Consider the following 13,605-nt stretch of genomic DNA (forward strand, 5'->3'; position numbering starts at 1 on the left):
AGTTGATCATTTTAAGTTGATCGTTTTGTTCTAAAAATAGTCATTTTTTAGCGGTTTGAAAATATCAGAAAATGATCGAAATGTCATTTTTTATATTGAAAATAAACAGGATTATGGCTGAATTTTTATTCAAATTTCCACATGGTGATTTAGGCGATATGTTTCGAGTCAAATATACTCAATCGCCATAATCGATTCCTGATCATGGCTTTAAAGCTGATCCAAAAAAATTGTTGAATTTATCAAACTGATTTAGCACTTGTTCAACCTTGGCAATCCGTTGTTCTAAACTTCCTGTTAAAGCGATGTATGGAATCCGACGTTGTTTGAGATCCGCAATAATTTGCTGATGAAAAATAGCTCTTTTTTGGGGGCCGCTACGATCCCAAGTGTCGTCATAAGCAATATCATCTTCACACAAGAAAAATAAGTCATAGCGCTGTGCATTTTCGAGTGCAAGTTGTTTGAGGTGCTCAGGTAATCGTCCATGATAATCCATACAAAACATCGCTGTGGTTATCGCGTTGGTATCTACAAATAAATAACGGTTTGCATCTAAAGTGACCTGATCTTCATAGGCGATATGACGATCTGCAATAATAATGAAATCTTCAAAACCGATACGACGATCAACTTGGTGAGTTTCCCAATATTCACGCCCATATTCTGGGGCAAAAGTTGTTGCATACTTTTTCGCAAGCGCTTCAACCAGAGTCGACTTGCCTGTAGACATTGCACCGACAAAGACGACTTTGCTAATCAAATCTGCATAGACACAGTTGGGGATAAATTTCCGATTTTGAAAGGCATTTGCTCGAATCATTGTAGCGGAGATCGGCACCTGTAGACGTGATTCATCCACTCTACGATCAATTGCATTGAGTGCAGTGCTGACATGCTCACCATAAAATTCACTACTATAAAAATGCGAAATTTTCACGCCATTGAGCTTTTGAATGATGTAATTTTCTTGTTCTATTTCAAACGCCCGATCATTGGAATATCCCTCAGGCCCATCCCATGCTTCAATTACATGAATTTGAGGAAATAAATCTCGGATCCATTGGGCGCGAATGTTTAAAGGGATGCTTGTAATTGAACTTTGATAGATCAAAACATACAGCTCATCCACTTCTTGTAATGCTGTTTCAAATACATGCATATGACCTGCATGTAAGGGTGCATATTTACCGAGTGTCAGTCCGATTTTTTTCATGGTTTTTAAATTCAATAGGATGAGTTTGAATCGTTTTGTGCAAGTTTGTTCCAGTTATAGTAGCCATAGATGGCATTGATCAGAAAGGCCGACCACATCAATAACATCATTGCACCATCACCACTACCATCAAGGGTTCGGATCGCCCACATTAAAATACTGAAGATATTTAAAGTAATATAAAACCACCATTGCTCTTTAAAACGCAGTAGCATCAAAATCGTTGCTGTGATTGCAAGAATATTGGTGGTTGCATCTATATAAGGCGTATTTTGAGTGGGAATTTGGGTAAGCAGATAACCGAGTATCGCAATACAACCTATATTGCTCAGGATGATCAAAATCAAATAAACCTGCCGAAGGGTATAGGCCTGTTGTAATTGTTTCTCTTTGGTATGTTTCTGCCAAAGTAGCATGCCGATCAAAGCGGTTGGGACAAAGAACAAGAGATTCAGTCCCATTTCGCCATAAAGGCCGTTGTTATAGCAAATCCATGCATAAGCACAGCTATTAAATAAACCAAAACTATAATTGAGAATATTGCCTTTTGCTGCCAATACCACACAGAGAATTCCGCTGAGTAATACCACGAAATTAAACCATGTATCTTGTTGAACTAAAGTAATGATACAGCCGATGAAAATAAAACTAAAAAGCCAAACAATTTCAAATACATTCCAGTTTTTGAAAAGAAGGCGAAAGGAATGGTTGGAAAAGATTTTCAACATAGGGTTTGTAATTCTAAGTAATGCTGCTGGTGTGATTTGCTGGTAATTTATACTCGATTTAAATCCTACAGACGATTTGAAATTTTAGTTTAATCGCATGCAAGGGCTGGATTGTTGACCATTGTTTTAACAAGCTTGTTGATAAATCCATTGCCAGTATTTGTTTTTTACGTATTTATTCAAGTAATGTTTGATCAAAGAACCTTCCCAATATTTCTTTGAGACTAGCGTGTTTTTTGCCGCTACGTCGTTACGAACTACTCATTTAGAATGACTAAATGTCGTATTTCGTGCCTAGTATCGCCTAAAAAACACATGTAGTCGCAAACTTAGACGAATTGTCTACAGACCCTAATTAAAATTAGGCTTGTAATCAAAATTCTGAGTGACCACATTGTCGGAAAATGGACGAATTGTTTTCTTTGCCAAAGTAATGGTATTGATCATGTTGTTTGGAAAAATTTCGATGGTGTTATTAAATTCTTCAACATTACGGTTAAAGATGGTGATTGCTGCACCGACATTTTCATTTTGTTCTTGAATATCATCCATCATTTTTGAATACAAAGTATCTGCTTTGAGTTCAGGATAATTTTCAACCACCACATTTAAACTTTTCATTAAATCTTGATTGAGTTTTTCAACATGTTGCAGTTGAGAAACATCGGTATTGTTTAGATTTAGATTCAAAATTTGCTGACGTAACTCGGTCACTTTTTCCAAAGTTGATTTTTCAAACTGTGTATATTGCGCCAAAGTTTGCTCTAAAGTTTCCAGTGTTTTTACTTTCTGGCGTTCAAAGTTGGCAACTTCAGCCCATGCGCGTTGTGTCGCATTGAAATAACGCACAATGTTATTTCTGACCAGAATACCCCAAACGATCAGAACAATAAAAATCCCAATAAATATGATTATACCCATTTTGATTATTCCTTTTGATTTATGAAATCAAGTTTAGCATGCACTGTTTAAATTTTTCATATTCAGGCATGGTTAATGTTCTTAAATGTCCACGAAGTGCTGAAATATCCTGAAGCTTTTGTTTTTTACGGCGAATGCGAAAGAGATCTTGATCTCCCATATAGCACAGCATATTTTCTTCAAAATGATAAACAATATCACCTGAATAGTGTTGAAAAAAATCACTTAATTTTAAGGTGATACTTGGACTAATGGTACGGGCAAGTTGATGTTGATCATAGCCAAAAATATATAAATTTTGACTGACCAGAATATCCGCAGTTTTCCATATTTGGGTATAGGGCGGAATAAATTCATGATGTTTATTACTGGCGGCAAAGCCGAGGGCGGGCAATTGAAAAATAAAAGCACCCCATTGGTTTTTATGAGTTTCCTTAATTATCTGTTTTTCACCCTGGGTATTGGGCAGTGAAAACTCATCGACATAATGATACTGAAATAACATCACATGATGTTCTTGTTCACCATCAAACCATTTGGTGGATGCAAATTGTTCAATCTCATTCAACACATTGCCTTGCGAAAACAACGGAAAACTTTGTTTTAACTTACTCATGACCAAAAAGCTATTGCTTGTTGTGGAGATATGACTTGGGGTTTTATTAAAATCTAATTCGTAGCGGAGAAACATCATGCGCTGTTCTAAAAAATTGATGACTTCATCAATTGGATCGCTTTGCTCATAAATTAAATAAGCAGCAAAACAGCATAACAAGGCTGCTAATAGACTCAGTGGGTAGGGAATATAGTGATGAATCAGCCAACCAAAAATTGCAGTCAGTACCCCAATCATAAACAGCAGTCTGGGGATGAGGTTATGAAAAAATAACTCTCTACATTCTCCCCACGGATGTAAGCCATCTAAAATATCTTGTGCAGATTGAGCCTGTTGTCCAATTTCCCAAAGCCGAGCGATATTGCGCATCACATGTTTATTTTTTCTTGTGCGTAGGTGAAGTAATCGCTCAACGGTTTCTATAGGCATAGCAAATAATCATGATTGAAGTTTATTAAAGTTCGAATTCCAGATTGATCAGTATGCGATAAATTATTGTATCGACAAAGTAAATTGTTTATTTTTCAACTTTATTTGTCCCATAATGAGGCTGGACTTCTTGTAGAATCGTGATCAGTGAATCTTTAAGCTGCTCATAATCAGGCATGTTCATACTTTCAAGTTGTGCAGCCAAATCATAGACAGTTTGAACTTTATCGACTTGCATCTGCGCTTTGGTAATATCTGTTTTAAACAGCCAGCACAAAGAAGGGCGCTGGGCTTGAACATAAAAATCACCTTTAAAATAAGCCATGGCTTGATCAAGCATTAATACATGATTTGGTGTGAAAAATTTGGCAAGTTGCATTTCATTTGTACCACTTAATTGGTACTGATTGTCGAAACGAATATCCCCACTCGACCATTTTACCCCAAGACGGCAGGCTCGATTTTGTTTAGATGAAATACTGATACCTTGAGCAGGGAAGTTTTCTAGAATGATCCCCCATAAATCATAATGACGATATTCAGTCTTTTTTTTGCCTTCTGAATCACGCGTTTCGACTTCATCCACATAATGATAATTAAACAGCATATATGGGTAGTTGATGCCGTTGACCTGCCAAGCGCCATAAATGCAATGACCAATCGTATTTTCATGATCCCCTAAACCAAATAATGGGAAATTATAGGGAGACTCAATATTTTCATCGAAGGCATTGGGATAGAAGCGAATTTGATATTTTGCTTCTAGGTTCTTTTGATGAGCATCTTCAACCAATTGATTGAGTGCTTTTGTCGAAGTGCGCTTATAGAAAGCAAAAGCCACACTCGCACCCGCAACCAGTAAGAGTATCGGGTGGGTAAAAATAGCCAGTATAAATAAACCAATCGCGATCGCGATAAAAAGCCAAAACGTATAATTTTGAATAGACAGACTCGGATCATCTTGCCAATTCTTTAAACTTGCAATGATCTGTTCAAAATCCTGATTTGACGAGAGTAACTGATTGATCGCATGGATATTGTGCTGAGTCTTGCCATTGTTGGCGTGTTGTTGACTAAAGGCATTTTGAATTTTTGTGAGTAAATCATTCATCTTTATTCATTATTGTAGCAAGTGCTTAGATGCCTGATTGTAACGAAAAAATGATTTTGAATGCAAAGTGTGGTGTTTAAACCACACTTTGCATATTGGTATGCTGACTAAGCAATAATTTTTAAATACATTGCGCTTAGTTAGACCTTAGCCATTTGCGTTTTCAATCAACATTGCATCGCCATAACTAAAGAAACGATATTTGCTTGCAACAGCATGTTGATATGCGTTCATAATATTGTCACGGTTGGATAATGCAGATACCAACATTAACAAGGTAGATTCTGGTAAATGAAAGTTGGTGATCAAGCGATCAACCACACAGAATTGATACCCTGGATAGATAAAGATTTGTGTATCGCCTGTCCACGCGGCAATTTTTCCGCCAGATGCTTGTGCTGCACTTTCTAAAGCGCGTGTTGCTGTTGTTCCAACGGCAATCACTTTGTTGCCACGTGCTTTGGTTTCTTGAATCAATTTTGCGGTTGCTTCAGGCACATCACACCATTCACTATGCATGATATGATTTTCGATCTGATCTGTACGTACGGGTAAAAATGTTCCAGCACCCACATGCAAGGTTACAAACGCTTTATTTACGCCTTTTTGCTCTAATTTTTCTAATAGGGCTTGGTCAAAGTGCAAACTTGCTGTCGGTGCTGCTACGCTGGCCAATTTGGTTGGATCGTTAAACACGGTTTGATAACGTTCTGTGTCAATGGCTTCTGCTTCACGGTTAAAGTAAGGCGGAATAGGCAATTGTCCGTATAAATCTAAAACTTGCAAAATAGGCTGAGAAAATTCCACCACAAATAAGTTTTCATGACGCCCTGTTACCGTCACTTTAACTTCATCTTTGCCAATAAATAACTCAGCACGTGCTTTAGGCGAATTACTGGCTTTGATATGACAATGTGCAATGGTCTGATCAAAAATACGTTCAACCAAAACTTCAATAGCACCACCAGAGGCGCGTTTACCTTTTAAACGTGCTTTCATCACTTTGGTATCATTGAGTACCAATAAATCACCTTCATTGAATAAATCAAAAACATCGGTGAAGTGAAGATCTTGGTATGAACCATCTGCATTGAGATGTAAAAGGCGAGAAGCGCTACGTGTTTCAAGTGGGTAGCGCGCAATGAGTTCGTCGGGAAGTTCGAAATTAAAATCGGAGAGTTGCATCATGAGGAAGAAAAACTGACATTTGGGATTTAAAAACTGCCGCTAGTATAGTCGTTTTTCAAATTAATGGCTGAAATTGATGTTTTATAATCCAAAAAAACCAAATATGCCTTAAAATTAAACAAATGTGAAAACTTGTCGTTGACAAGAAAATGAAACGCGCTATTATACGCACACAACCTCTCCCGAGGTGGTGAAATTGGTAGACGCGGTGGACTCAAAATCCACTGTCAGCGATGACGTGTCGGTTCGAGTCCGACCCTCGGGACCATATATTATGGAAAGCCTTCAAGCATATTTAGACTTGAGGGCTTTTTTATTGCCTGAAATTAGTGCTATCAAAAACTAAGAAATGAAATAAGAACGCGAATGCTTAAAAAGAAAAAACTGATTCTGATCACTATGGATCAATTAATAGATTGGCATTTAAATGATGGTTTCGATGTTTAATTAAAATTACGTAATTTCTAGTGTTCCTTCGATCCCTCTTTAATGACGCATTTTTATAATAAATATCAGTATGCGATAAATAGTACCTGATCATTTAACAATGACAGTTAAAATTTTTAATTTCAATCATTTAAAACTTAACCAAAGGTGTACATATTTCTTGCCTATAGGAAAATTAATTAGTTATAGTTAAAAGTGTTTTAAATAATTTGAAAATATTTTATTTTTCCCGCTATTTTGAAAAATAACTAAATGATCTCAGTGCGGCTTATCCAGTAAAGAAGATTGGTTTTATTTAAGGAAAATCAAGGACACACCATGGAGATACAGAAATCATAATCGGAGTAAAATTATAATGAATCTAAGTATTATGATCATCATTGGTTTAATCGTGTATTCGATAGCAGCCATGACTTATGTATACCGTTGGCGAGGAAAAGCACGTTATGAGTCACTTTCACAATATTTAAGAAAAAGCTGGCCAATATTTGCACCATTTAATTGTGTTCTTTATATGACGACACGCAGCTTTGCAAAAAAGCCAATATTAGATGCTGATTTTTTGGAAAATATTGAAGTACTTAGAGCCAATTGGACAATTATTAGAGATGAGGCAATAGCATTAGTGTCATCGGGTGTGTTTGAAGTGATCAAGACACCTGGAGCAGACGGTTATTATGATGTTGGTTTTCGCACTTTTTACAAACGTGGTTGGAGTAAATTTTACTTAAAATGGTATGGAACAACGCATGTTTCTGCGCAAAGATTATGTCCCAAGACATTGGCATTACTTAATCAAGTCCCTGCTATTCGCGGTGCCATGTTTTCACTGTTACCAGCAGATTCTGAACTGAGTTTACACGCTGATCCTATTGGTAGTAGTTTTAGATACCATCTCGGTTTGCTGACACCTAACGCTGAAAATTGCCAAATTAATATTGATGGGCAAACCAGTACTTGGTTTGATGGTAAAGATTTTGTCTTTGATGAAACCTATCCACATTTTGCATATAACACAGCTAATTCAGCGCGTTTAATTCTGATGTGTGATGTTGATCGTCCGATGAACATATTTGGACGAATTTTTAACAGTGCTTATCGTATTCTTGTCAAAGGTACAGTTGTTCCAAACACGCCTGAAGATAAAAGAGGGGTGTATAGTGCGATTTTTAAATTTTTTGCGCCATTTAGACAGTATTCAATACAATTTCGTGAAAAGCATTTCAAGACGTATAAAATACTCAAATTCATTTTAAATTTAACGCTGCTATCTCTGATTTTTATGATCTTGTATGGTGTGGTTTATTTATTTGAAATGCTCTTTTTAATGAATTAAAAATAACGTATTTTCTCACTCATTTAAGGTATATCCTTGCTCTGGTTGATGCCGAATTTTACTATTGTGTATTTTACAGCGGCTTCTACATCCTTAAGCTTGGCTATAGACGCCAATAGGTTGATATCTGATTTATTGATTTGATCACCATGTTTTAAACCATTGGCTTTTATAAAATGCTTCGTTTTTTCTATTCAAATCATAAAAATATATAAGGCTCTAACTGATTGCTCATATTGAAAAAAATGTGAAATTTATCGAAATTTTCACCCCATTGTTTTTATTTGATTGTATTGCTGTTATATTGTTTTATGTGAACATTTGTAAGTGCTCTTCCAAAGCTGTGTTTTGCAATCTGTCTTAAGTTTTGATGTGTTTGGAAGCAATTGATATTTAAAAGTGGGCGATTTAAATAGCTAACGTGTTAACTGAAAGTGCAAATGAGGTAAACATGAAATTAGAATTCTTAGAAGCTCATCAGACCGAACAGCTCAGTGCTTGTCGACTATCGCTGATTTTAGGGGTCTATACCTCAAATAATAAAATTGAACGCTATTTACGTGTAGCGCGTGCCGTTCTCAATGTAGAAAATGCTTTTTTTACTTTTCATAATGAGCCTTATATTTGGGTTGCAAATGAAGACGGTGATTTCAAAGCCGCGTCAGTTCCGCATAAACTAAGTTTATCGCCGTATTTTGGCAATCAGCTCATCGTTTCAGAAACCCATAAAAATTATGAAAAATTCTCGCAATACATGGCTGAAATTGGAATAAAACACCAACGCTTATTGTGCTATGACTTTAAGTTAGAAGATGATGATTCTATTGCACATGTTTATTTTTATGATGATAAAGATACAAGATTTACAAGCAAACAGCAGGCTTTATTAGAAGAACTTAGCTCAGGTTTGGTGACGATTTTAGCGCGTAAATCTGAATCTCAAGATTATTATGAGCTATATGAACAAGAACGTGCTTTAAATTTTAGTAAGACCAAGTTTTTCCAAGTCATTGCACATGATTTACGTGCGCCGTTTCATGGGTTAATTGGCTTCTCGGATGTTTTAGCAAATGAACGAGAAACATTGAGTGATGACGGTATACAGGATATTGCAGACTATCTACATGATACCTTGCAATCGACTTATTCCCTACTTGAAAATTTGCTCAATTGGGCGATGGCAGAAGGTGGACGCTTTGTTTATCACCCGATTAATTTTAAATTAAAACAGACCACAAAAATCGTTTACGATGTGCTTAAGCCTTTGGCAGTAAATAAAAATATACAACTGATTGAAAATGTTGCTGAGGATTTAAGTGTTTTTGCTGATATGAATATGGTGACCTCGGTAATTCAAAATTTGGTTTCAAATGCCTTAAAATTTACCCGTACTGATGGTTCTGGAAAAGTTTCCATTGTTGCGCACCCCGTAGGGAAAAATATAGAAATTATTATTCATGATACTGGTTTGGGAATGACACAGTCGCAAATTGAGCAACTATTTGAACCACAGATCAAAGCCAGTATAAAAGGTACCATTGGGGAGCGAGGAACAGGTTTAGGGCTGGTTCTATGTAAACGATTTGTGGATCTCAATCATGGAAAAATCTCTGTAAGCTCTAAAACAGGTGAGGGAACGACTTTTATTGTTGCGTTACCCGCTGCAAAAAACACCCATCAAACTTTGGTCTGTCCTGAAATCAAGCAAGATAAAATAAAAATTTCATAATTTTATGTTTGAACAATTTATATTGATTGAAGGTGGTGGTTTTTTGAGCTTTGTTTTTTAAGAAAAGTACAAAAACCTCCCTAAATGTAAAGCAAACTGCTATAAATAAGCTGATAAAACATAAGTACAGGCTTTTCAATGAACATTGAGCAATTGCAAAAAACATTACATGCAAGTCAGTATGCAGAACAAGTATTAAGTCTACATCAAGCCACTTTAGAACATGATTATGCAATTGATCAATTTCAACAATCGCTCAGTACAGCACAAATTCAACAACTCGTTTACGATCATTTAGTCAATATTCAAGATGAAAATACATGGATGAAAGTCTTACGTATTCTTCGTGCACGCTTAATGTTTCGTTGGATTTGGCAAGATGCCAACCAACTGACCAATGTGGTGAAGTTAACACGAGAACTGTCTGATTTTGCAGATGCCTGTATCGTTGCAGCAAAAGATTTTGCCCGAATTCCTTTGCTGGCAAAACATGGCGAACCGATGGGGTATAACGGCAAGCTTCAAGATTTGATCGTCATTGGGATGGGCAAGCTTGGGGCACAAGAGCTGAACTTATCTAGTGATATTGACCTGATTTTTGCCTTTGATGAACAAGGTGAAAGTAATGGTCGTAAGTGTATTGATGTACAGCAATTTTGCATCTTGTGGGGGCAAAAACTGATCTATTTATTGGATCATATTACTGCAGATGGTTTTGTATTCCGTGTGGATATGCGTTTACGTCCTTGGGGGGATGGTTCAGCACTGGCAATAAGTCATGTGGCTTTAGAAAAATATTTAAGTCAGCATGGGCGAGAGTGGGAACGTTATGCATGGATTAAGGCACGTATTATCACAGGTGGACAAGACGGTGATAGTTTATTGGACATGACCCGCCCATTCGTTTTTCGTAAATATGTAGATTACACCGCTTTTGAAGCCATGCGTGAAATGAAAGCCATGATTGAACGAGAGGTGGCTCGGCGTAACATTGCAGATGATATTAAGCTGGGTGCTGGTGGTATTCGTGAAGTTGAATTTATTGTGCAGGTTTTTCAGCTGATTTATGGCGGAGCAAAATTAGAGTTACAAGACCGCCAATGCCTTGTTAGCCTAAAACATTTGGGTGAGGCTGGATTACTCGATCATCAATCCGTTGAGGATCTTGAAGATGCCTATCTATTCTTACGACGTGTAGAGCACGCTATTCAAGCCTTGAATGACCAGCAAACACAATCTTTACCGACAGAACCTGAACTTCGTCAGCGAATAATTGATACCTTGGGTTTTGATGATTGGGATGCTTTTATTGATTTTCTCAACCAAAAGCGCAGCAAAGTAACTTTTCAATTTGAGCATTTGATTAAAGAAAAAGGGCTAGATTCTCCAATTGAAAGCTTTAGTCAGTTGGAAAGCCAGCTCAATGAAATCTTAGACAGTAATGCTCAAAATCTGATTCATGAGTTTTGGTATGGTCATGCAATCAAGAAACTGCCTGCTAAAGCTGTACAGCGTTTAAAAGAATTTTGGCCGCATTTGGTTGAAGCAGTTTTACAGTCGAATAGTCCGCAAGTGGCTTTAATGCGATTGATGCCGTTGGTCGAATCTGTAATGCGCCGTACTGTATATTTGGTGATGCTGATTGAAAGCAAAGGGGCGCTGCAACGTTTGGTCAAAATGGCCACAGTCAGTCCATGGATTTGTGAGGAATTGACACATTATCCAGTTCTGCTGGATGAGTTTTTATCCATGGATTTTGAACTGCCTCGACGAGATTATTTGGAAGATTCGCTCCGTCAGCAATTATTACGCATTGAAATCGATCAAGTTGAAGATCAAATGCGAGTATTGCGCTTATTTAAAAAATCCAATGTGCTTACTGTTGCCGCAAGCGATGTACTAGCAGAAAGCCCGTTGATGAAAGTTTCGGATGCTTTAACGGATATTGCAGAAGTTTCTGTGATTGCGACATTAAATTTGGCTTATCAGACGGTTGCCAAGCGTCATGGTTATCCTGTTGATGCAGAAGGCCTACGTTGTTCATTAGACCATATGGCCTATGCTGTGATTGGTTATGGCAAAGTAGGGGGCATTGAACTGGGCTATGGTTCAGACCTTGATCTGGTTTTTATTCATTATATGGATGAGCAAGCAGATACCGATGGTCAAAAGGCCATTAGTGGTTTTGAATTTGCCATGCGTGTTGCGCAGAAGTTTATGTCTCTGATGACCACACAAACTTTAGATGGTCGAGTCTATGAAATTGATACCCGTTTGCGCCCCTCTGGTGAAGCAGGCTTATTGGTCACCAGTTTAAAAGCATTTGAACAGTATCAACTCAAAAGTGCCTGGTTGTGGGAGCATCAAGCAATTGTTCGCGCACGCTCAATTGCGGGTGAGCAAAGCCTAAGAGCAAAATTTGAAGAATTACGTTGCAGGGTTCTCACATTACCGAGAGAAGAAGAGACAGTTCGCAAAGAAGTCTTGAACATGCGTCAGAAGATGAAAGATCATTTGGGTTCCTCAAAAGATCAGAAAAAAGATGGAATTTTTCATCTAAAACAGGATGCAGGTGGTATCGTTGACATCGAATTTATGGCACAGTATGTCGTATTAGCCTGGAGTGGGACGAATCCTGATCTCGCCCATTATTCCGACAACGTACGAATCCTTGAAGATGCCGCAAAGGCAGGTTGCTTATCCAGCGACGATGTATCCGCATTGATTCAAGCTTATCTCAGTGAACGCGCCGAGAGCCACCGTTTGGCACTTGCAAATCATAATATGCAAGTGAGTGCTGCGGATTGGCACGATACCCGAGAGGTCGTTTGCAAGTTATGGCAAAGATTAATTGATCCAACAGCGAGTTTCGCTTTGGAAAGTGAATAATTGTGTAAAAATTTGGAGTGTGCGCCATGAATTTGGCTGATCGTGATGGTTTTATTTGGCAAGATGGACAAATGGTTGATTGGCGTGAAGCTAAAATTCACGTCTTAACTCATACATTACATTATAGTATGGGTGTTTTTGAGGGTGTCCGTGCTTATGAAACACCTAACGGTACTGCGATTTTCCGTCTCCAAGACCATACAAAACGTTTGTTAAATTCTGCAAAAATTTATCAAATGAAAGTTCCATTTGATCAAGCAACTCTTGAACAAGCTCAAATTGATGTTGTCCGTGAAAATAAATTGGCGTCATGCTATTTACGCCCAATTATTTTCATTGGTTCGGAAAAATTAGGTATCGCTGCAACTGATAATACCATTCATGCGACAGTTGCTGCATGGAGCTGGGGTGCTTACCTTGGCGATGAAGCAATGGCGAAAGGTATTCGTGTTAAAACCTCATCATTTACCCATCATCACCCTAACGTGACCATGTGTAAAGCCAAGGCTTCAGGTAACTATACTTTGTCTATTCTTGCACACCAAGAAGTGGCACATTCTGGTTATGATGAAGCAATGCTTATGGACCCTCAAGGGTATGTATGCCAAGGTTCAGGTGAAAATGTATTCTTAGTCAAAGATGGTGTATTACATACACCAGATATTGCTGGCGGTGCATTGGATGGGATTACGCGTCAAACGATTATCACCATTGCGAAAGATATGGGTATTGAAGTTGTTGAACGTCGTATTACCCGTGATGAATTTTATATTGGTGATGAAGCATTCTTTACTGGGACTGCTGCTGAAGTGACGCCGATCCGTGAATATGATGATCGTGAAATTGGTTCAGGTGCACGTGGTCCGATTACTGAGAAGATTCAAAAAGCATTCTTTGATGCTGTTCAAGGTAAAGATCCAAAATATGCACATTGGCTGACTTATGTAAAATAAGTGGCTGAATGCTAAAAAAGGATTCCTAGAGGAATCCTTTTT

Annotated in this window: 10 protein-coding genes and 1 tRNA gene; 5 read left to right on the plus strand and 6 right to left on the minus strand. The window is 37.7% G+C overall.

The window, feature by feature from the left end; translation table 11 throughout:
• Nucleotides 1–202: 202 nt before the first annotated feature.
• From M2R48_RS03150 to queA, 6 genes are all read right to left on the minus strand, one after another.
• Nucleotides 203–1,216 carry an AAA family ATPase gene (locus M2R48_RS03150; RefSeq protein ID WP_234622434.1) on the minus strand — a complete coding sequence of 338 codons (1,014 nt, stop codon included), beginning with the start codon at nucleotides 1,214–1,216 and terminating at the stop codon, nucleotides 203–205.
• 11 nt (nucleotides 1,217–1,227) lie between these two features.
• Entirely contained in the window at nucleotides 1,228–1,944 is a 717-nt protein-coding gene (gene pnuC, locus M2R48_RS03155; protein WP_262085066.1) for a nicotinamide riboside transporter PnuC, read from the minus strand.
• A gap of 351 nt (nucleotides 1,945–2,295) precedes the next feature.
• Nucleotides 2,296–2,865: a LemA family protein gene (locus M2R48_RS03160; protein WP_262085067.1), complete on the minus strand. Its 570-nt coding sequence runs from the start codon at nucleotides 2,863–2,865 to the stop codon at nucleotides 2,296–2,298.
• 19 nt (nucleotides 2,866–2,884) lie between these two features.
• Nucleotides 2,885–3,910 carry a hypothetical protein gene (locus M2R48_RS03165; protein ID WP_096733038.1) on the minus strand — a complete coding sequence of 342 codons (1,026 nt, stop codon included), beginning with the start codon at nucleotides 3,908–3,910 and terminating at the stop codon, nucleotides 2,885–2,887.
• Between the two features lie 88 nt (nucleotides 3,911–3,998).
• The gene (locus M2R48_RS03170; protein ID WP_262085068.1) at nucleotides 3,999–5,021 is read right to left on the minus strand and encodes a PRA1 family protein; all 1,023 of its coding nucleotides are present in this window, start codon (nucleotides 5,019–5,021) and stop codon (nucleotides 3,999–4,001) included.
• 147 nt (nucleotides 5,022–5,168) lie between these two features.
• Complete coding sequence (gene queA, locus M2R48_RS03175; RefSeq protein WP_262087435.1) at nucleotides 5,169–6,206, minus strand: tRNA preQ1(34) S-adenosylmethionine ribosyltransferase-isomerase QueA; 1,038 nt, start codon at nucleotides 6,204–6,206, stop codon at nucleotides 5,169–5,171.
• A 184-nt stretch (nucleotides 6,207–6,390) separates the two neighbouring features.
• Here queA and M2R48_RS03180 point away from each other — a divergent pair.
• The 5 genes from M2R48_RS03180 (at nucleotide 6,391) to M2R48_RS03200 (ending at nucleotide 13,563) form a co-directional block, all read left to right on the plus strand.
• Nucleotides 6,391–6,477, plus strand: a tRNA-Leu gene (locus M2R48_RS03180).
• 534 nt (nucleotides 6,478–7,011) lie between these two features.
• Nucleotides 7,012–7,992: an aspartyl/asparaginyl beta-hydroxylase domain-containing protein gene (locus tag M2R48_RS03185; protein WP_262085069.1), complete on the plus strand. Its 981-nt coding sequence runs from the start codon at nucleotides 7,012–7,014 to the stop codon at nucleotides 7,990–7,992.
• Between the two features lie 451 nt (nucleotides 7,993–8,443).
• Nucleotides 8,444–9,721, plus strand: a complete 1,278-nt coding sequence (locus M2R48_RS03190) for a sensor histidine kinase (RefSeq protein ID WP_262085070.1) — start codon at nucleotides 8,444–8,446, stop codon at nucleotides 9,719–9,721.
• 138 nt (nucleotides 9,722–9,859) lie between these two features.
• Nucleotides 9,860–12,610, plus strand: a complete 2,751-nt coding sequence (gene glnE, locus M2R48_RS03195) for a bifunctional [glutamate--ammonia ligase]-adenylyl-L-tyrosine phosphorylase/[glutamate--ammonia-ligase] adenylyltransferase (protein ID WP_262085072.1) — start codon at nucleotides 9,860–9,862, stop codon at nucleotides 12,608–12,610.
• Between the two features lie 26 nt (nucleotides 12,611–12,636).
• Nucleotides 12,637–13,563 carry a branched-chain amino acid transaminase gene (locus M2R48_RS03200; RefSeq protein ID WP_004723137.1) on the plus strand — a complete coding sequence of 309 codons (927 nt, stop codon included), beginning with the start codon at nucleotides 12,637–12,639 and terminating at the stop codon, nucleotides 13,561–13,563.
• Nucleotides 13,564–13,605: the final 42 nt, after the last annotated feature.

Origin of the sequence: Acinetobacter sp. I-MWF, assembly GCF_025433935.1 — a bacterium.
GTDB classification, from domain to species: Bacteria; Pseudomonadota; Gammaproteobacteria; order Pseudomonadales; family Moraxellaceae; genus Acinetobacter; species Acinetobacter guillouiae.

Bases quoted from the DNA above. Each gene is read 5' to 3' on its own strand.
- M2R48_RS03150 (WP_234622434.1), bottom strand. From the start codon at position 1,216: ATGAAAAAAATCGGACTGACACTCGGTAAATATGCACCCTTACATGCA.
- pnuC (WP_262085066.1), bottom strand. From the start codon at position 1,944: ATGTTGAAAATCTTTTCCAACCATTCCTTTCGCCTTCTTTTCAAAAAC.
- M2R48_RS03160 (WP_262085067.1), bottom strand. From the start codon at position 2,865: ATGGGTATAATCATATTTATTGGGATTTTTATTGTTCTGATCGTTTGG.
- M2R48_RS03165 (WP_096733038.1), bottom strand. From the start codon at position 3,910: ATGCCTATAGAAACCGTTGAGCGATTACTTCACCTACGCACAAGAAAA.
- M2R48_RS03170 (WP_262085068.1), bottom strand. From the start codon at position 5,021: ATGAATGATTTACTCACAAAAATTCAAAATGCCTTTAGTCAACAACAC.
- queA (WP_262087435.1), bottom strand. From the start codon at position 6,206: ATGCAACTCTCCGATTTTAATTTCGAACTTCCCGACGAACTCATTGCG.
- M2R48_RS03185 (WP_262085069.1), top strand. From the start codon at position 7,012: ATGAATCTAAGTATTATGATCATCATTGGTTTAATCGTGTATTCGATA.
- M2R48_RS03190 (WP_262085070.1), top strand. From the start codon at position 8,444: ATGAAATTAGAATTCTTAGAAGCTCATCAGACCGAACAGCTCAGTGCT.
- glnE (WP_262085072.1), top strand. From the start codon at position 9,860: ATGAACATTGAGCAATTGCAAAAAACATTACATGCAAGTCAGTATGCA.
- M2R48_RS03200 (WP_004723137.1), top strand. From the start codon at position 12,637: ATGAATTTGGCTGATCGTGATGGTTTTATTTGGCAAGATGGACAAATG.